This window comes from Flavobacterium soyangense (assembly GCF_015277675.1).
In the GTDB taxonomy this organism is placed as follows: Bacteria; Bacteroidota; Bacteroidia; order Flavobacteriales; family Flavobacteriaceae; genus Flavobacterium; species Flavobacterium soyangense.
On sequence record NZ_JADHEC010000001.1, the window covers coordinates 180,820 to 200,498 of the forward strand.

General features: G+C 35.3%; 19 protein-coding genes. 4 read left to right on the forward strand and 15 right to left on the reverse strand.

Annotation, left to right across the window (positions count from 1 at the left end):
• Positions 1-57 precede the first annotated feature (57 nt).
• The gene (locus IR213_RS00800; RefSeq protein ID WP_194310408.1) at positions 58-2,019 is read left to right on the forward strand and encodes a transglycosylase domain-containing protein; all 1,962 of its coding nucleotides are present in this window, start codon (positions 58-60) and stop codon (positions 2,017-2,019) included.
• Between the two features lie 229 nt (positions 2,020-2,248).
• Here the strand turns inward: IR213_RS00800 and IR213_RS00805 are convergent, their stop codons facing one another.
• The 3 genes from IR213_RS00805 to IR213_RS00815 all read right to left on the reverse strand — a co-directional run bounded on the left by IR213_RS00805 (position 2,249) and on the right by IR213_RS00815 (position 5,149).
• The gene (locus tag IR213_RS00805) at positions 2,249-3,286 is read right to left on the reverse strand and encodes an aldo/keto reductase (RefSeq protein WP_194310409.1); all 1,038 of its coding nucleotides are present in this window, start codon (positions 3,284-3,286) and stop codon (positions 2,249-2,251) included.
• A gap of 133 nt (positions 3,287-3,419) precedes the next feature.
• Entirely contained in the window at positions 3,420-4,361 is a 942-nt protein-coding gene (locus tag IR213_RS00810) for an OmpA family protein (protein ID WP_194310410.1), read from the reverse strand.
• A 23-nt stretch (positions 4,362-4,384) separates the two neighbouring features.
• Positions 4,385-5,149, reverse strand: coding sequence for an exodeoxyribonuclease III (locus IR213_RS00815; RefSeq protein WP_194310411.1), 765 nt, complete (start codon positions 5,147-5,149; stop codon positions 4,385-4,387).
• A 115-nt stretch (positions 5,150-5,264) separates the two neighbouring features.
• On the opposite strand from IR213_RS00815, the gene IR213_RS00820 reads away from it, so the two are divergent.
• Complete coding sequence (locus IR213_RS00820) at positions 5,265-7,067, forward strand: GNAT family N-acyltransferase (protein ID WP_194310412.1); 1,803 nt, start codon at positions 5,265-5,267, stop codon at positions 7,065-7,067.
• Between the two features lie 11 nt (positions 7,068-7,078).
• On the opposite strand, the gene IR213_RS00825 is transcribed toward IR213_RS00820, so the two are convergent.
• From IR213_RS00825 to IR213_RS00835, 3 genes are all read right to left on the reverse strand, one after another.
• On the reverse strand, positions 7,079-7,543 hold the full coding sequence (locus IR213_RS00825; protein ID WP_194310413.1) for a DUF2752 domain-containing protein: 465 nt from the start codon (positions 7,541-7,543) through the stop codon (positions 7,079-7,081).
• Positions 7,518-7,901 (reverse strand): DUF4234 domain-containing protein, encoded by a 384-nt coding sequence (locus tag IR213_RS00830; RefSeq protein WP_194310414.1) that lies wholly within the window; start codon positions 7,899-7,901, stop codon positions 7,518-7,520. The genes IR213_RS00825 and IR213_RS00830 overlap by 26 nt, the downstream gene beginning before the upstream one ends.
• 80 nt (positions 7,902-7,981) lie before the next feature.
• On the reverse strand, positions 7,982-8,932 hold the full coding sequence (locus IR213_RS00835) for a 2-hydroxyacid dehydrogenase (RefSeq protein WP_194310415.1): 951 nt from the start codon (positions 8,930-8,932) through the stop codon (positions 7,982-7,984).
• 281 nt (positions 8,933-9,213) lie between these two features.
• Here IR213_RS00835 and nhaA point away from each other — a divergent pair, with 281 nt between their 5' ends.
• Entirely contained in the window at positions 9,214-10,362 is a 1,149-nt protein-coding gene (gene nhaA / locus IR213_RS00840) for a Na+/H+ antiporter NhaA (protein ID WP_194310416.1), read from the forward strand.
• A 97-nt stretch (positions 10,363-10,459) separates the two neighbouring features.
• Here nhaA and proC read toward each other — a convergent pair whose 3' ends face one another.
• The 9 genes from proC to IR213_RS00885 all read right to left on the reverse strand — a co-directional run bounded on the left by proC (position 10,460) and on the right by IR213_RS00885 (position 18,439).
• Positions 10,460-11,236 (reverse strand): pyrroline-5-carboxylate reductase, encoded by a 777-nt coding sequence (gene proC / locus IR213_RS00845; protein ID WP_194310417.1) that lies wholly within the window; start codon positions 11,234-11,236, stop codon positions 10,460-10,462.
• Between the two features lie 51 nt (positions 11,237-11,287).
• Entirely contained in the window at positions 11,288-12,697 is a 1,410-nt protein-coding gene (mgtE, locus tag IR213_RS00850) for a magnesium transporter (RefSeq protein ID WP_194310418.1), read from the reverse strand.
• Entirely contained in the window at positions 12,687-13,466 is a 780-nt protein-coding gene (rsmA, locus tag IR213_RS00855; RefSeq protein ID WP_194310419.1) for a 16S rRNA (adenine(1518)-N(6)/adenine(1519)-N(6))-dimethyltransferase RsmA, read from the reverse strand. Before rsmA ends, mgtE begins: the two co-directional genes overlap by 11 nt.
• A gap of 8 nt (positions 13,467-13,474) precedes the next feature.
• Entirely contained in the window at positions 13,475-13,786 is a 312-nt protein-coding gene (locus tag IR213_RS00860; RefSeq protein ID WP_194310420.1) for a DUF4286 family protein, read from the reverse strand.
• A gap of 82 nt (positions 13,787-13,868) precedes the next feature.
• Entirely contained in the window at positions 13,869-15,647 is a 1,779-nt protein-coding gene (locus IR213_RS00865; protein WP_194310421.1) for a tetratricopeptide repeat protein, read from the reverse strand.
• Positions 15,648-15,719: 72 nt separating this feature from the next.
• On the reverse strand, positions 15,720-16,991 hold the full coding sequence (gene serS, locus IR213_RS00870; protein ID WP_194310422.1) for a serine--tRNA ligase: 1,272 nt from the start codon (positions 16,989-16,991) through the stop codon (positions 15,720-15,722).
• Positions 16,992-17,216: 225 nt separating this feature from the next.
• Positions 17,217-17,756 carry a DMP19 family protein gene (locus tag IR213_RS00875; protein WP_194310423.1) on the reverse strand — a complete coding sequence of 180 codons (540 nt, stop codon included), beginning with the start codon at positions 17,754-17,756 and terminating at the stop codon, positions 17,217-17,219.
• 168 nt (positions 17,757-17,924) lie between these two features.
• Positions 17,925-18,152, reverse strand: a complete 228-nt coding sequence (locus IR213_RS00880) for a CDGSH iron-sulfur domain-containing protein (RefSeq protein WP_194310424.1) — start codon at positions 18,150-18,152, stop codon at positions 17,925-17,927.
• 116 nt (positions 18,153-18,268) lie between these two features.
• The gene (locus IR213_RS00885; RefSeq protein WP_194310425.1) at positions 18,269-18,439 is read right to left on the reverse strand and encodes a hypothetical protein; all 171 of its coding nucleotides are present in this window, start codon (positions 18,437-18,439) and stop codon (positions 18,269-18,271) included.
• 154 nt (positions 18,440-18,593) lie between these two features.
• Here IR213_RS00885 and IR213_RS00890 point away from each other — a divergent pair, with 154 nt between their 5' ends.
• On the forward strand, positions 18,594-19,679 hold the full coding sequence (locus tag IR213_RS00890; protein ID WP_194310426.1) for a DNA-binding protein: 1,086 nt from the start codon (positions 18,594-18,596) through the stop codon (positions 19,677-19,679).

The window sequence follows — 19,679 nt, forward strand, 5'->3', positions numbered from 1 at the left end:
GATTCCAACTCTAAATAAGTTGGGCTTTAGAACGCCTTTTTATTTGTAAAATTTTTTATGAGAACCCGAAAACAAAAAATAATCTTAGCTGCAAAAATAATTGCAACAATTTTTTTGGTGATAATCATAGCTCTTTTTGCATTTAGAAATGCGTTGTTGAAACAAGCCATTGCAAAGATTTCCTTTAAAATGGAACGGGATTACAACAGCGTTTTTTCAATAAAAGAAGCTTCTTTTGTCGGGTTTTCAGGCGTGAGTTTGTCCCAAATAATTTTAGTTCCAAAAGATGCCGACACACTTTTTAACATTCAAAAAATGAAAACCAGTGTCAATTTCTGGCGTTTGTTAATTGGCGATATTCAATTGGGAACATTAGAAATTGAAAATGGTTATGTCCAATTGGTAAAAAACAAAAAAGGACGAAATTTTGAAGCTTTTCTAAAAAAAGATGAAGCCACAACTAATTCCAATGAAAAAAGGAATTACGCCAAATTTGCTTATAGAATCATTTCGAAAGTGCTCAATTTAGTGCCAACGGATATGAAAATAGAAAACCTTTCATTCAGGCTGAATGATGACGGAAATAAAACCACCGTTAATTTCCAAAAACTGCGATTGGTAAATCAACAACTTGAAACTTATATTAAAGTCGAAACCAACACTTTTACACAGCGAATCCGGATCCGGGGTTTTGCAGATCCAAGAAATAAAAAAGCCGATATTCGGTTTTTCAATATGGATTCCGGTGCCATAAAAATGCCTTATATTGACGAACGATTTAACCTGAAATCCAGCTTTGATTCCATCCGAGTAAACATCGAAAATATTGATAAATCAGGTGGTAAACTGCATATTGACGGCTTTGCTTCGATTGCTAATTTAATGGTAAACCACCCGAAAATTGCGAGCAAAGATGTGGTAATAAAAAATGCAAAATTTGACTTTCGATTCTTATTGGGTTCTGATTTTATTTCAATTGACAGCAGCTCAACAGTTGAATTTAATAAGATAAAATTCCATCCTTACCTGTCTTACGAAACTAGGGAAGACACGATTTACAAACTCAAAGTGGCAATTCCTAAAATGAAAGCGCAGGATTTTATCTCTTCACTGCCAGATGGTTTATTTTCCCATTTTCAAGGAATGGAAGCCGAAGGCAATTTCGAATACAATCTGGATTTTATGTTCAATAAAAATAAGCCCAATACGCTGATTTTTGACAGTAATCTGAAGAAAGAAAATCTAAAAATTACCAAATATGGCGAAGCCAATCTCAATAAACTTAACGGAGAATTTGTTTATCGGGCAATTATAAATAATGTGCCACAACGTCCTGTTTTAATTGGTTCCTCCAATCCAAATTACACACCTTTGGATCAAATTTCGCCTTATTTGCAAAAATGTGTTTTAACCTCGGAAGATCCATCGTTTTTCTCACATCGCGGTTTTATCAACGAAGCATTTAAACAATCGATTCTCAAAAATATCCGCACCAAGAAATTCTCACGAGGCGCCAGCACGATTAGCATGCAATTAATCAAAAATGTGTTTCTTACCCGCGAGAAAACGGCTTCGAGAAAACTGGAAGAAATTTTATTGGTTTACATCCTTGAAAACAATAGAATCGCCAGCAAAGAACGAATGCTTGAAGTCTATTTCAACATTATCGAATGGGGACCAAATGTATATGGAATTGGCGAAGCAAGTCAGTTTTACTTCCAGAAAAGACCAGCAGATTTAACCTTGAAAGAATGTTTGTTTTTGGCAACCATCGTTCCAAAACCAAAGAAATTTATGTGGCAATTTGACAACGAAGGAAAGCTAAAATCTTTTGCAAACCAGCAACAAAAATTCCTGAGCAATTTGATGTTGCGAAGAGGAATTTTAATTCCCGAAGATACGATTGGTCAATCTATTCCGCTAAATCTTTCGGGAAATGCTCATTCGCTTTTGAAATTGAAAGTGCAAGATTCAATTCCTGTGGATTCTCTAGCGGTCGAAGAACCTTATGAGTTTTGATAACTTAAACACTAAGTTCACGAAGAAGGTGCAAAGTTCGCAAGGGTTTTAGAATCCGTTTTATCTGTGTTCCATTTTAGCCACAGATGAAATGGATTGAACTGATTTACACAGATACAGCATAAAATACAATAACAAACAAATAATATTGTTTCAACAAAAAAAGTCCACAAAGAATTATTTTTCTTTGTGGACTTTGTGTTTTCTTCGTGTCTTTGTAGTTAAAAAATCAAGGCGCTGGATCCGGAATTATAGCTTGAACTGCATTTATTTCCATCAATATTTCATCAGATAAAACGATGTCAATCGTAGCAATATTTTCCTTTAATTGTTCCATAGTTGTGGCTCCAATTATAGTGCTTGTCACGAATGCTTGTTGGGTTACAAATGCCAAAGCCAATTCTGTCAGGGTTAATCCGTGTTTATGGGCAATTTCTTGATACAATCGAGTAGCTTCAGCAGATTGTGCGCTGTTATATCTTGAAAATTGAGGAAATAATTCAATTCTCGATTCAGGATGACTTTTTCCGGACAAGAATTTTCCAGACAAAACGCCAAAAGCCATTGGCGAATAAGCCAATAAACCTACATTTTCTCTAATACAAATCTCAGCAGAACCGTTTTCGAAAAGTCTATTTAATAAGGAATACGGATTTTGAACCGTTTTTATTCTTGGTAGATTTTTATATTTACTTTCTTCCAGAAAACGCATAATCCCCCAAGGCGTTTCGTTTGAAAGTCCAATATGATTTATTTTTCCTTGTTTAATCAACCCTTCCAAGGTTTCAAGTACATTCTGAATATTGTCTTCCCAAGCATCGTCTTGCACTTTGAAACCACGTTGCCCGAAGAAATTGGCTTTGCGTTCTGGCCAATGCAATTGGTACAAATCGATATAATCCGTTTGCAGGCGAGTTAAACTTTTGTCAATGGACAAGGCAATACTTTCGGGCGAAAAATCCATGTTTTCTCTTATATAAGACAATCCTGGGTTAGGTCCGGCAATTTTCGAAGCCAAAACTATTTCTTCTCTTTTTCCTGATTTCTTGAACCAAGTTCCAATGATTTTCTCAGTGCTTCCGTAAGTCTCCTTTCGTCCCGGAACGGAATACATCTCGGCGGTGTCAAAAAAATTGACTCCTTTTTCGAGTGCATAATCCATTTGGGCGTGACCATCGGCTTCTGTATTTTGTTGACCAAAAGTCATTGTGCCAAGGCAGATTTTACTGATTTTTATGTCGGTATTGGGTAAAGTGGTGTATTTCATTTATTTGAAGTGCTAAAATTATAAGTTGCAAAAGTAAAGTTTAGTCTGACAATTGGATGTAACATTAACAATTTTTTAAATAAAAAAGGTTCAGCATTTTCATGTGAACCTTTTTTTATTTAGTTATTCAGCCTTAATTTATATCCTTTAACATTTCAGCAATTTCGTCTAATCTCGGAGTTAAGATAATTTCGATTCTACGATTTTTAGCTTTTCCTTCGGCAGTTGTATTGCTAGCTAATGGCGAGAATTCGCCTCGACCGGCAGCTGTAAGATTTTGTTTGCTTACTTTTTTGTTTTCACTCAAAATGGCAACAATTGCAGTGGCTCTTTTAGTTGATAAATCCCAGTTATCAGCAATTGGTCCTGAGCCTCCAAAAGGATCATCATCCGTATGACCTTCAATTAAAACGGAAATGTCAGGATTTTCACCCAATACTTTTCCCACTTCGACAACGGCTTTTTTACCTTCGGTTCCAACAGCCCAACTTCCTGAGTTGAAAAGCAATTTGTTCTCCATAGAAACATATACTTTTCCGTTTTTTTGCTCTACCGTCAAGCCTTTTCCTTCAAAACCATTCAAGGCATTCGAAAGCGTTTCTTTTAGTTTTCGCATACCGGCTTCTTTGGCGGCAATCAAATCTTCCAACTCTTTTAATCGCTGATTATTTTTGTTTAATTGTTCTTGTTCAAAAGCCAATGCTTTTTCTTTGGCTTCCAATTGCTCCAATAATTCACGGTTTTTAGCCACATTTAATTTCAAGGATTCATTACTGTTTTTTTCCAAAGCTGAATATGAATCTTGTAAAACATCCATTTTTTTGTCTAAAGCAGCGTAATCAGCCTGAACTTTTTCACGTTCTGATTTTACTTTCGCCAACTCTTTATTCAAAGCTTCTTGGTCTAATTCCAATTGGCTTTTGGATTTAAGCAGGTCTGCATTTTCATCAGAAATGCTTCTGTTTTCTTTTTTTAAATCGGCATATTTATTTTCTAAATCATTGTAAATCTTCTTGGAAACGCAAGAAGTAGAAAGTACTATAATCAGCAATCCGAGGGAAATTTTTTTTATCATTTTATTTCTGTTTAGGGTATTTTTTATTCTACTTCAACCATAATCGGACAATGGTCAGAATGTCTAGCTTCGGGTAATATAACGGCTCTTTTTAGTTTTTGTTTCAAAGGTTCGCTAACTAGACAATAATCAATGCGCCAGCCTTTATTTTCTAATCTTGCTGATGGAAATCGAACCGTCCACCAAGTGTAATTATTGGGTTCTTTGTTCAAAAACCGGAAACTGTCTATGAAACCATTTTTCAAAAAGGTATCTAACCAAGCTCTTTCTTCGGGTAAAAATCCGGAGACTTTCTTGTTCCGAATTGGATCGTGAATATCAATCGCTTCATGGCAAATGTTGTAATCACCACAAATGATAAGATTTGGAATTTCCTTCTTAAGTTCATTAATGTAACTTTGGAAATCATCCATATACTTAAACTTATGATCCAGTCTTTCAATATTGGTTCCCGAAGGCAAATACAAACTCATCACTGATAATTCTTCAAAATCAACCCGAATGTTTCTTCCTTCAAAATCCATATGGGAAATTCCTGTTCCAAAAACCACATTTTTTGGTTCTGTTTTGGACAAAATTGCCACACCGCTATATCCTTTTTTTGTGGCTGGAAACCAATAATGATATGGATAACCGGCAAGTTCGAAATCTAAAAGCGGGATTTGTTCTGGAGTTGCCTTAATTTCTTGTAGACAAATTACGTCGGGATTAGCTTGTTGAATCCAGTTAATGAACCCTTTAGAAATTGCTGATCTTATTCCGTTAACGTTATAGGAAATAATTTTCATTAAAAATATTTTTGAATTTCAAATGTAATGAAAAACAATAAAGATTGATGGCTAAAAAAAGAAGAAAATGGAGTTTTTTGCTATCTTTGTTACTTGCTCAAAAAATAAAAGCTACATGGGTTTAGTAACCGCCAAAGAAGTTTCAAAATCAATAAACGCCGATAAGTACGGAATATTAGGTACTTTTTCAGGTTGGCTATTGATGAAAGTTTTAAAAATTTCTACCTTAAATAAGGTGTATGACCGAAACAAACACTTAAAAGAAGTGGAGTTTTTGAATGCTATATTGGATGATTTACAAATAAAATTCGAAATTCCGGAGGAAGATTTAAAACGTTTACCTAAAGAAGGTGCTTATATAACCATCTCTAACCATCCTCTTGGGGGGGTAGATGGGATTTTACTTTTGAAATTAATGCTGGATCAGGAACCTGATTTTAAAATTATCGCTAATTTCCTTTTGCACAGAATTGAGCCATTGAAACCTTATATAATGCCCGTAAATCCTTTCGAAAACCACAAAAACGCAAAATCCAGTGTTGTTGGGATAAAAGAAACCTTACGGCATTTGAGCGACGGCAAACCACTTGGAATGTTTCCGGCTGGTGAAGTTTCTACCTACAAAGACGGGAAGTTAATGGTTGACAAACCTTGGGAAGAAGGCGCTATAAAAGTGATTAGAAAAGCTCAGGTTCCTGTTGTTCCTATTTATTTTCACGCCAAAAACAGCTGGTTGTTTTATTTGCTTTCTAAAATTAGTGACACGATGCGCACGGCAAAATTACCTTCGGAAGTATTTAGTCAAAAACATCGGGCCATAAAAGTGCGTATCGGAAAACCCATTTCTGTTGCAGAACAAAACGAACATACTACACTTGAAGATTATTCAGAATTTTTAAGACGAAAAACATATATGTTGGCCAATCCTTTCGAAAAGGAAACACCCTTTTTACCAACGCCAAATCTAAAACTTCCAAAGAATCCAAAGGAAATTGTTACTGCTGCCAATCAGGAAAAAATGATCAAGGAAATAAATTTCCTGAGAGAGAACGATTGTCGATTATTGGAAAGTAAAAATTACGAGGTGTTTTTTGCCAAAGCTAAAGACATGCCCAATGTACTTCACGAAATTGGCCGATTAAGAGAAATTACGTTCCGGGAAGTAGGTGAAGGAACAAACGAATCGACAGATATTGACTCTTACGACAAATATTATCGGCATATGTTTTTATGGGACGGTGATGCCCAGAAAATTGCAGGAGCCTATAGAATGGGATTGGGTTCAGAAATTTATCCTAAATATGGAATTGACGGGTTTTATTTAACTGATTTATTTAGGTTTGAGCCTGAATTATACGATATGATGCATAATTCAATCGAAATGGGTCGTGCCTTTATTGTTAAAGAATACCAACAAAAACCAATGCCTCTTTTCTTGCTTTGGAAAGGAATCATTCATATTACATTGCGTTATCCCGAGCATAAATTCTTGCTTGGTGGCGTGAGTATCAGCAATCAATTTTCGGATTTTTCAAAATCGTTGATGATTGAATTTATGAAATCTAATTTTTACGACCCTTATATTGCCCAATATATTCATCCTAAAAAAGCCTTTAAAGTCAAACTTAAAGATGCCGATAAGGATTTTATCTTTGATGAAGCCGAAGCTGATTTGAATAAATTTGACAAATTGATTGATGAATTAGAACCTGGAGCTTTAAGATTGCCGGTTTTGATAAAAAAATACATTAAGCAAAATGCTCGCGTGGTTGCTTTTAACGTTGACCCTTTGTTTAACAATGCGATTGATGGATTAATGTATATCCGTATTTCTGATATTCCGGACAGCACAGTAAAACCCGTAATGGAAGAATTTCAGGCAGAGTTGGAAAGAAAATTAGCGGATAAAGAAGAATAGTATTTCCGTTTTTATCTCCAAATTGACTGATGCAAAATGTCGTCAATAGAATTGTTTCTGATGAAATAAATGATTCTGATGAAGTGATAAGTTGCTAAAAAAATTCCCAAGCCATACGCTAGTTTTTTATTGAAAAGCAAATTGTTGAAATACTCTTTTTTAGTTATTAATTCCGTCGTGAGAACTACAATTGTTACAACACAAAACACAATCACCAAAGGTCCAAGAATATGATAGTACAAGCTTTTTTGTAAATCTCCCTCATAGAAATAAACCAATGATTTTGTGATTCCGCAACCCGGACAAGGAAAACCGGTAAGCATCTTTAACGGACACAAAGACTGATCCGTTTCAAGATGATTGTTGTGGTTAAAAAACATCAAAAAAAACGGAATCATCAGCGTAATAAATGCGCCTATAATTCCGTAAATTTTACGTTTTGATTTTATATTAATTGTATAATTTATTGATGTCATTTTGAACAATCATTGCAGCAGCCATTGGAAAGAAAAACCCTAAAACCATCAACAATGTTGAATCGTCTTTTTGTGGATAACCAATGCGTTTATACACTTCCGGCAAACCTTCTCTTCCTGCTAAATAAAAGAAATAAATATTTATAGGGAAACAACATCCTGCAAAAATAGCAATCGGCGACGAAATAACTTCACGCTCTGTGACTGCATTGAGCACTTCGGCAATTTTATAATTCCAATAAATATGATACAATCCACAGGTTATAAATCCAAGGATTAATACTAATACAGGATCAACTTTAAATACTGGAATTTGATTGTTTGGTCGATTCCAGTGCTCTGTTATTGTGTTTTCCATTCTTTTTGATTTTAAATTGGTTAGGGTAAAAATATAAAAAATATTGAAATTCAGCGTTTTTTGTTTCCAAAGTTGCCCTTTTATCTCAAAGAATATATTTTCTTAATTTTATCGACAATCACTTGCGCCAATCGTTCGTGACTTTCAAAAGTCCAGCCGGCAATGTGTGGTGTGAGAATTACATTTTTGGCATTCAATAAATATTGGAAAGCCTCTGGTGTGTCTTTGTCTTGAAAAAGGGTTTCAAAAGACAACTTTTCATATTCCAAAACGTCTAAACCAGCTCCGAGAATTTTCCCAATCTTCATCGCTTGGACTAAATCGGCTGTGACAATATTTTTTCCTCTTGAAGTGTTTATGATCCAAAACGGTTTGGCGAAAGCATTAATAAAATCAGTATTAACCATCTTGTCCGTTTCTGGCGTCCAGGGAATATGCAGACTTAAAACATTCGTTTTTTGTTGTAATTCTTCGAGTGAAACTTGTCGCGCATTTTCATCGCCTACATTTTCAAGAATGTCGTAACACAAAACCTCAACCTCAAAACCCCGAAGTTTTTTGGCAAAAGATTTTCCCATATTTCCGTAGCCAATGATGCCCACAGTTTTTCCGTCGAGTTCGTGTCCACGGTTACTTTCACGGTTCCAATGACCAGATTTTATTTCATTGTCGGCTTTATTCAAATTATTAAAAAGTGACAAAATCATTCCCAAAGTATGCTCAGCAACTGCGTTTCTATTGCCTTCCGGAGCGGCGATAAGTTGGATATTTTTTGAAATAGCATAATCACAATCAATGCTTTCTAAACCTGCTCCAACTCGGGCAATGAATTGCAAATTTGTGGCTTTGTCCAAAAATGTTTTATCAATTTTGAATCGGCTACGGATTACAATTCCTTGATAATCTTGAATTTTGGCTTCGATTTCTGCTTTGGAAGAAGTGAAATCTTCGTGATTTATAAATCCCGCTTGCTGCAATTGTTCCCAAAGCAGTGGATGATTGCTATCGATATGAAGGATTTTGATGTCCATAAAAAGTGTTTCAATATTTGATTTACCAAAATAACAAAAAAATTGCGGTTTATCGTTTTACAAAAAGGATTTAGTGTTGCATTTGTGTAAGTTTGTATGAAATTTTTGGACACAGATAAACGCCGATTCGCTTTGCGAAAAACACGGATCAAAACGGATTTTAAAAATTAATTTAAAAATCAGTTTTTTTCAGCGTCTTTGCTCCCGAAGCTTCGGGAAGCAAATCTATTTTATCAGTGTCCCTTTTTACAGATATGGATTAAATGAAAAGAATTTAAAATATGAAATTAACAAAAACCTTTAAATCCTTCTTTAAAAGTGAAAAATCTGGCGGAATTTTGCTCCTTTTTGTAACCATTTTGTCGCTTTACCTTGCAAATTCCCCACTTCAAACCGAATATATTCAGTTTTGGTCTACCGAAGTTGGGCATCATTCCATCACGCATTGGATTAACGATGGCTTGATGACAATATTCTTTCTTTTGATCGGATTGGAATTAGAACGCGAAATTTATCACGGAGAATTGTCGAGTATTAAAAATGCAGCTTTGCCTATTTTTGGAGCATTGGGCGGAATGCTTATTCCTGCGGGACTATTTTTGTTATTGAATTTTGGAACCATAACCCAAAACGGTGCTGGAATCCCAATGGCAACTGACATTGCATTTGCAATAGGAATTTTGTCCCTTTTAGGAAGTCGCGTTCCAGCATCCTTGAAAATATTCCTAACCGCACTCGCCGTAATCGATGATTTGGGAGCCATCATCGTGATTGCCATATTCTACACAGCGTCTATTTCTTTTGTGAATTTATTTATTGCTTTAGGCATTATGGGGTTTTTGTTTATTCTAAATCGGATGAAGATTTACAACCTGATTCCCTACCTGCTTGGCGGAATTGCAATGTGGTATTTTATGCTTAATTCAGGTGTTCACGCTACGATTACCGGAGTATTGCTGGCTTTTGTCATTCCTTTTGGAGACGGAAGCAAGAAATCACCTTCCTATATTTTACAACATTTTTTACACAATCCTGTGGCCTTTTTAATCCTGCCATTGTTTGCCATCGCCAATACTTGCATCGCCATAAATTCGGGCTGGCAAGATGGATTAAGTCATTCAAATTCGCTTGGAATTATTCTAGGATTGACTGTAGGAAAGCCGTTGGGAATTTTCCTTTTTTCATTCATTGGAGTGAGTTTAGGACTTTGTACGTTGCCCAAAGATTTAAAATGGAAAACCATTATTGGCGCTGGAATGTTGGGTGGAATTGGCTTTACAATGTCAATTTTTATTACGTTGCTTGCCTTTAAAAATGACGGAGAAGATGTGATCACCTATTCTAAAATTGCTATTTTGATTGCTTCTTTTATTGCAGGAACTTTGGGCTTCTTTTGGTTAAAATTTACTTTGAAAAAACCTGTTCATTAGAAAATAACTGTCCCAAAAGAATAATTAGATTCGGAATAAATGGAAAAAGGGAATTTAGCGTAACACTAAATTCCCTTTTTTGGCCTTTATAAAAATTTTATCCCTTAATTTGTTTCAAAGAAGTCTTGATCCCTCTAATCAATGACGAACTGAAACCGTGCATTTCCATTTCGTTCAATCCCGCAATAGTACAGCCTTGTGGGGTTGTCACTCTATCAATTAATTGTTCCGGATGTATGTTTTCTTCCATAATCATTTCGGCAGCACCTTTTACAGTTTGGGCAGAAATAGCCAAAGCAGTTTGCCAGTCAAATCCTATTTCGATTCCGGCTTGCATTGAAGCGCGAATGTAACGCAACGCAAAAGCCGTTCCGCTTGCCGCCAAAACCGTGGCAGCATCCATTAATTTTTCGTCAATTATAGGTGCAGTTCCTAACTCTTGGAAAAGAGCCACCACATTTTGGGCATTCTCTTTGTCTTTTTCATTAAAAGCAATACAGGTTGCCGATGCGCCAAATTGAGCCGCAATGTTCGGCATAATTCGAATGGCATGATGCTTGTCGCCAATCTTGTTTTGCAGTGCTTCAATAGACAAACCACTTACCGCAGAAGCAATAACTTTGTTAGAAATTACAGGAAGAATTTCGGCCAAAACAGTATTTACCTGATACGGTTTTATGGCCAAAATGATGACATCTGATTCTTGAATGTTATGTTTGTTATCAGTTGAAACCGTAATGCCCAATTGTTCCAAATACAGAATACTTGAAATGTTTCTTCTGGTTACTGTAACTTGGTTGTCTTTCGAAAATTTTGTTATTCCTAATGCTATAGAAACGCCAAGGTTTCCACCGCCAATTATATGTACTTTCATTCTAATTTGAGTTGATGTGTTAGTTAATAGTTATTAAATTCATTCAGGTTTTTATAATAATTTGCCTTTTAATAATAAAGAGGCAATTGTAAAATAAATAACCAAACCAGTTACATCAACTAAAGTTGCCACAAATGGTGCTGATGATGTTGCGGGATCCAATCTTAGTTTTTTTAATAAAAATGGAATCATTGAGCCTGAAAGTGTACCCCATAAAACGATAAAGACTAAGGATATTGAAACTGTCATTGCAACAGCAAACCAATGAATTCCATATTGATATAAACCTGTTTGTTGCCAAATCATAATCCTAATAAAGCCCACAATTCCTAATATGGAACCTAATAAAAATCCAGATGCAATTTCTTTTTTCATTACAAACCACCAGTCTTTTAAGTCCAATTCTTTCAATGCCATGGCACGAATAATCAAAGTTGCGGCTTGTGAACCTGAATTTCCTCCACTTGAAATAATAAGAGGAACGAATAAGGCTAAAACGACTGCTTTTTCGATTTCTCCTTCAAAAAATCCCATTGCCGAAGCCGTAAACATTTCGCCAACAAATAAAACCACCAACCAAGTGGCGCGCTTTTTGACCATTTCGAAAAGTCTTGTTTGCACATATGGCAATTCAAGAGCCTCCAAGCCACCAAACTTTTGAATATCTTCAGTGTCTCTTTTTTCGATCTCGTCTTTAATAACATCGATAACGTCATCAATCGTAATTCGACCCACTAATCGACCCAATTCATCTACAACAGGAATCGCTTCAAGGTCGTATTTATCCATAATTCGAGCTACATCAACATCCGCCATTTCAACATCTACATAGTTCAGTTTTCGGATGTAAAATTCGCTAATAGGCGTTTTAGTAGTTGGCGCTGTCAGCAAATCTTTTAGCGATAAACGCCCCTTAAGTTTGTTATCATCATCAACCACATAAATAGAATGTACTCTGGAGATGTTTTCGGCCTGAATTCGCATTTCCTTTACGCAAGTCATCACGTTCCAATTCTCATTGACTTTCACCAATTCTTTGTGCATGATTCCACCCGCAGTATCCTCGTCATAACGCAACAAATCGACAATTCCTTTTGCGTGTTCAATATCTTGAAGTTCTGATATTACCTCAGCTTTTCTATCTTTAGAAAGTTCTCCAATAATATCGGCGGCATCATTTGTCTCTAATTCATCAAGTTCTTCCGCTATTTCTTTCGAGGAAAGTCGGCTTAAAATTTCCTCTCTTAAATCATCCTCCAGTTCAAGAAGAATTTCAGCTGTTTTTTCGCTGTCTAAAACTTGGAAAATATAGGTTGCCTCTTCAATACTAACCTCATCAAGAATTTCCGCAAAATCAGCATGATGCATATCATTCAATAAAATTTCCAGTTGATGGTTATTTTTTTCTTGAATAAGTTGCGCTATTTGTTGGATTAAATCCTTGCTGATTTTAAATTCCATCGGCTTCTATTTTTTTGGTAAGTGCTATAAATTGCTCCACGTTAAGTTGTTCTGGTCGAAGGTTGAAAACTTCATCTTCTCTTAAACTATCGGACAAATTTAGTGTTTTTAAACTATTTCTCAAGGTTTTTCTACGCTGTTGGAAAGCTGTTTTTACAACCGTGAAAAATAATTTTTCTCCACAGGGCAAACTGTAATTCTCTTTTCGTCGCAAACGTAAAACTCCCGATTTTACTTTTGGCGGTGGAATAAAAACGTGTTCATCGACCGTGAATAAATATTCGGCATCGTAAAAAGCCTGAACTAAAACCGATAGAATTCCATAAGCTTTTGTTCCCTTTTTTTCGCAAATGCGTTCGGCCACTTCTTTTTGGAACATTCCTGCAAATTCTGGTATTTGATTGCGATATTCCAATGCTTTGAATACTATTTGAGTCGAAATATTATAAGGAAAATTTCCGATTATAGCGAATTGTTTCCCTTCAAAAACTTCGTTAATATTATACCTCAGGAAATCTTTAGAGATGATTTTATCCTTTAATTTTGGATAATTCTCGTCCAGATAGACCACCGATTCCGTGTCGATTTCGATAACATAAGTATTGATTGGTTTTTCCAATAAATACTTGGTCAAAACGCCCATTCCCGGACCTATTTCTAATACATCATCGTAACCTTCGAGATTCAAGGTGTCAGCAATTGCTTTGGCAATACTTTCATCTTTTAAGAAATGCTGTCCGAGGTGTTTTTTGGCTTTTACTTTTTCCATTTCTTTGTTTAATGTTCTGAAATCAACTCCAATTCCGTTCTAAAAGAGAGCATTTTATCTCCAAATAATTTCAATCCTTCTTCCCTTAATGCTGGAGCATCTTCAAGATAATATTTTTCCAAAGTTTCCTTGCTGTCGGTTGTATATTGAACAGAATAGGTTGTTCCTCCCATTTCTTCCTCAATTAAAACGCGCACCATTATTGCCGAAGAGAATTTTCCCGTGGCCAGCATTTCAGGAATGTGTTTGTGTTGCATCCAAATCATCCATTTTTCGTGGACGCTTTCGTGTATGTTTGTGGTAACGTTGTAAATTATCATTTTTACTGTTGATTTGGTTATTTGTTTAATCGGTTAATCGTTAATTCGGTTAAACAAATAAACAGTTAACCGATTAACCTTTTTACAGTTCTTTGTCTCCTCGCAATTGTCGGAATTTTTTTCGAGCTTCCACAAAGTAAATACTATCTTGATGATTAAAAATTATTTTCTCGTAAAGCGGTTTTGCTTTATCCGGTTGTTGTAACTTATTGTTCTCAATTTCTGCCGAAAAAAACAGGCCTTCGTCTATGTAAATTCCATCGGCGTGATGGTCAATAATATTTTGATATTGGCTTAAAGCCAAATTATATTCGCCTTGTTTTTCATAAATTTTACCCAAACGCAACAAAGTTACCGCTTCGATTTCTTGTCCTTTGAAGCTTTTCAAAATCGACTGAAACTGCGCAATCGCTTCCTGATTCCTGTTTTGATATAACAAATAATCACCTTTGGCAAACTGTTTCAAGGCGGTTTGTGTCGAATCGGCGACTGTATTATCGTTTATCAAAAGGAAATATTCCAATGCATCATTGGCAATCAATTGCGTACTTGCCGATTTCAATTCCTTGAACTGTTTCAAAGCCCACACAAAATCCCCTTGAAAATAACTGGTCTTGGCAGCCTTCAGACTCGCTTCGTGTGCCACTCCATCGTTCTTTAAATTCTCTTCAACTTGGGAATAATAAAGTAACGCCTGATTGAATTTTTCTTCATAAAGCAAAATATCTGCCAACTCCATTTTGGCCTGAGCCGCTTCATAATCGTTCAATTGTAACTCAAGTGCTTTCTTGACAATTGCTTTTCCTTCCTCAGGTTTTCGCAAATTAAAAGCCACAAAATGCGCCTGAATCAGTTGCAAAGATAGCGTAAATGGACTTATTTCATATTCCGTCAACAAACTGGCTAATTCAGTATTGATTGTCGCAAAATCTTTTTGCTGCGCTTTTTCAATTTTCATTTCAATCAAATACGAATTTGCTTGGATAAGCAACTCTAAATCTTTGGTGTTTTCCAAAACAAATCCCAGAATTTCTTTGGCCGCTTCCGTATCATCTTCTTCGATGGCAAGTTGTCCCAAATTCACGATACTGGAAAGTGATTCCGGATTGCGTTTGAAGATTGCTTTTTCTTGGATAAAAGCCTTGCCAAACTCTTTTTGTTGGACATAATACCAACTCAAATAATGATTCCAAAAAACATCTTGGTTCTTTTGAGCTCTTACAATTAATGCTTTTCGTAAAATTTCATTGAAGTTTTCATCACCTTCTTCGAACATAAAACGAGCCAATTGATTTTGGATTTGAATCGAGTTTTGGGGATTAGCGTAAGCTTCGTCCAGAAAAGTGGAAATCATCATTTCAGTGTTGCCCAATTGTCCGTAAAGCAACGCCATTTGATAATTGAAATTATAATTGGGTTGCAATGTCGTTGCCGTTTGATAGGATTTCAAGGCATATTCCAATAAGACTTTTCTCTCGAAAGAATTTGAAATTCCATACACTTCATTTGGATTTTTCTTGATTCGGTCGATGGCCTCTTCGTAATACTTTTTGGCGGAAGCCTCGTTCTTTTGCAGCTGAAAATTATAACCCAATTCGACCAGAAGATTGCCTTGTTTGTAAGTATTCAATCGAGTTTGAATGGCTTTTTCGGCAACATCAAATTGTTGTAATTGCTGATAGCAATCTATAGTTCGCTGAAAATATTGGGAGTTCGACGGCTGATTATTTAATAATTCTTCAAAACTGATTTTTGCTTTCTCAAAATCGCCTTTATCGAAATAATACTGTGCCAATTGCTCGTTTTGTGAGAAACAAACCAATGAAAAAAACAGGGCGATATATGGAAATAGTTTTTTCATTGTCAGTTTTTAGTTGAAGATTTAGTTTTCAGTCGCAGCTCTGAAAACTGCAACTGATAACCGAAAACTAATTTAATCAATAATATCAAACCCGCAATAGCTTCGCAAAACTTCAGGAATTACAATGCCTTCCGCAGTTTGATAATTTTCCAAAATTCCAGCCAAAACTCTTGGCAAAGCCAATGAACTTCCGTTTAGGGTGTGTGCCAATTGGTTTTTTCCGTCTTTGTCTTTGAAACGTAATTTCAAACGATTCGCCTGAAAAGTCTCAAAATTAGATACCGAACTGATTTCTAACCAACGCTCTTGCGCCGTAGAATACACTTCGAAATCATACGTCAAAGCAGATGTAAAACCCATATCGCCACCACAAAGACGCAATATTCTATAAGGTAATTTCAATTCTTGCAAAATACTTTTTACGTGAGCTACCATTCCGTCCAATGCTTCATAAGATTTATCAGGATGCTCCACGCGCACGATTTCGACTTTGTCAAATTGGTGCAAACGGTTCAATCCACGAACGTGAGCGCCATAAGAACCGGCTTCACGACGGAAACAAGGCGTGTAAGCAGTTGTCAAAATTGGTAATTCGTTTTCATTCAAAATCACGTCACGAAACAAATTCGTCACGGGAACTTCTGCCGTTGGAATCAAATATAAATTGTCCGTAGCATCGTGGTACATTTGCCCTTCTTTGTCTGGCAATTGCCCCGTTCCGTAAGCCGAAGCTTCGTTGACCATGTGCGGAACCTGAACTTCATTATAACCTGCAGCCGTATTTTTATCTAAGAAATAATTGATTAAAGCACGTTGTAATTTGGCTCCTTTTCCTTTGTAAACCGGAAATCCTGCGCCAGTAATTTTGTTTCCTAATTCGAAATCGATGATGTCGTATTTTTTTACCAATTCCCAATGAGGTTGAGCACCTTCGTGCAAAACGGGAATGTCGCCTTCTTGAAAAACGTTAAGGTTTTCTTCGGGAGTTTTTCCTTCGGGAACAATATCAGCAGGAAGATTGGGTAAAGTGTATAGTTTTTCAGAAAGTTCTGCAGCAAGTAGGTCAGCAGTTTCGGCTAATGCTTTGCTTTTTTCTTTTAATAGAACAGTTTTTTCTTTGAGAATGGCAGCTTTTGATTTTTCGCCGCCTTTCATCAATTCGCCAATATCTTTGGATAATTTATTAGATTCGGATAAAATTCCGTCCAACTCTACTTGCGTAGCGCGACGGCGTTCATCCAGTTGTACCACTTCTTCAACAACAGCGGTGGCATCCATATTTCTTTTGGCCAAAGCCTTGATTACTTTTTCCTGATTCTCTCTAATAAATGCGATTTGTAACATAACTTAATTTTTTAACTCTTATTTATTTTTAATAAGGTCACAAATTTAAGGAAATGTTTGATACTATTGAGACAAAAAAATAGTCAAAAGTCGAAAGTCATAAAGTCATAAAGTCAAGCGCTAGGAAACAACCTTATTTAGGCACACTTTATTTAATGTTAAAAAGACAATTGAGTGCAATACAAAACACCTTTAAGACTTTTGACTTGCGGCTTTTGACTCAGTTTACTCTCTTTTAATCTCGTGACCCACAAATTCTTCTAAGGTGGCGAACATTTCATCCACAGAAAGCACTTCGAAATCGGGATGCGTTTTTAGAAAATTGGCGTTCAAAGTAATGAGATTTTCTTCCAATTCGAAAAAAGTATCGTTGTTGAGAAAATCTCTAGTAGGATTTACACCTTCTAATTTTCCTTTTAGGAATTTATTGAGCTTGACGCTGCTCATTAGTTTTACTTTTTTGGATTGCTGTTGGAATAATTCCAAGTGGTTGTAGGCGCCAATTAAGGCCAAACCTTCTTCTATCAATTCGTTCAACTCCTTGTCCCAACTCGAATTATAAACAAACTGGGCAAAATTTCCCTCGGTATATTGTGATGTATAATAATCTAAATAATAACTCATCAAGGCGTCTTCGTGAATCAAATCGTCGTCCACACCTTCCTCGCGCATTAAGTTAATGACCGAAATATTGGAGTGAATGATATCTTGAAGATTTTCACTGTTGAAGGCTGTTTCTGAAACTATTATTCTACCGAATTCCATTTGTTTTGTATTTGAATATGTGCCGCAAATTTCAGTTAAATAAAAACAGAAAAGAAATTTTATTTACTCTTTGCCTAAGTTTTAAATTTCAACAAAAGTATTTGGGAAACAAAAAAAGCTACATCTATTAAAATGCAGCTTTTATATTGGATGTTGAAAACCTATTCTTTATTTCGTTTTCATTGGTGGTAAATCAAATGCTTTTGAATCACTTTCAAAATTATTACGGTGTGATCCATCGCAAAAAGGTTTATTTGATGATAATCCACAACGACAAAGACCTAATGCTGCCCTTCCCTGTAGTCCATAAACGTTTCCTTCTTGATCTACTATTTCAAAATCCCCTTCTATTTTTATAGAACCGTTTTTATTAATCGTTAGTTTTGTCTTGCTCATATTATTTTTTGTTTTTTGAGGTCAAAGATTGTGAAAATTTCTGTACCAACGGTACTTTTTCAATAAATCATTTAATTTTGGGTGGATTAAAATCCATCCCTATAAATATGTCGCGCCTATGGCTCTATAGATTGGTCACTATTCTTTTGCTGATTTATTTTGGCAACCAAAGTTCTCAGACGTAATGCTTTTTCTTTTTTATCTTCTTGCAATTTAGCCTTTTTCCGATTGAGCAATTTGGTGTGCAAAGCCTTGTTTTTGGTATTTTTTTCGGGTCCTTTTGGCATGGTTGATATGATTCTAGAATTATGGTTGTAAAGATAAACAAAGCCATATTAAAAACTCGGCGTTACTAGAATGAACTAATTAATGTATTTCACTTTAACTTATGGTGGAAGAATATAATAAAACAAAGTATCTTTGTGAGTAAACACAAAAACAATGAGTAAAGATTTAACAAATTCTAGTCTCGATAGAAAAAATATATTAAATAATAATATTGCTATCCAAGGTATATATGAGGAACTGGGTTTTTACGGAATTAAGTTTGACGGTAAATATCGCTTTACCAAACAACAAATTGCTCAATATTTTGATGTAGATATACGGACTATTGATCGAATCTTGGAGAATAATAAAACAGAATTAGAAATTAGCGGGTACGAATTATATACAGGCTCTAAGCTAAAAGCTTACAAAGAACAAGTGTTTAATTTTGTGAGAAATGCCAAAGACAAAAAGGATGTTCACGACATGGATGTCGTGAACATCCTTCAATTAAATGAAAGTGAACTAGATAGCCTGTCAAAATCACCCCAATTATCGATATTCACATACAAAACTTTTTTAAATATTGGAATGCTTCTAACTGGTTCAGATAAAGCTCAAAAATTAAGAAGTTCAATATTAGACATTGTAATTGACGTTTTAAATAAAAAATTAGGAGGGAAAACAAAATACATTAACCAAAGAGAAGAAGAGTTTTTACCCAGTGCTATTAGAGAACATAATTACCGTAAAGAATTTACGAATTCATTGGATTTTTATATTGTTGAAAATAAATTTAAATATAGCCAACTTACAGACAAAATTTATAAAAGTATTTTTAAGGAAAATGCCAAAGAGTATAGAAAGATACTAAACCTAAATTCAAAAGAAAGTGTCAGAGGCACAATGTATTCAGAAGTTCTAGATTTAGTTTCAGCTTATGAAAATGGATTTGCTAACTATTTAAAAAACAAATCTGAAACTTTAAACAAAAAGCTCTCTTTATCTGAAACTCATCTGATTTTTTCTGAATTTGAACAAATAATGGAGGCTTTTGTAAACCCTTTACAAGAAAAAGCAAGAAGCTTAATGGCTAGCCGTGATTTGGTTTTTAGAGATGCTTTACATGAAAAATTAAAAGACTATATAAACGAAGTCAGCACAGAAGATTTTGATAAATTTTTAGGCAATAAAAGCATGGAGCTTGAAAAAAGATTAGAAGAAAACAAAGAAGTATTTAAGAGATTAAAAGAACGTTAA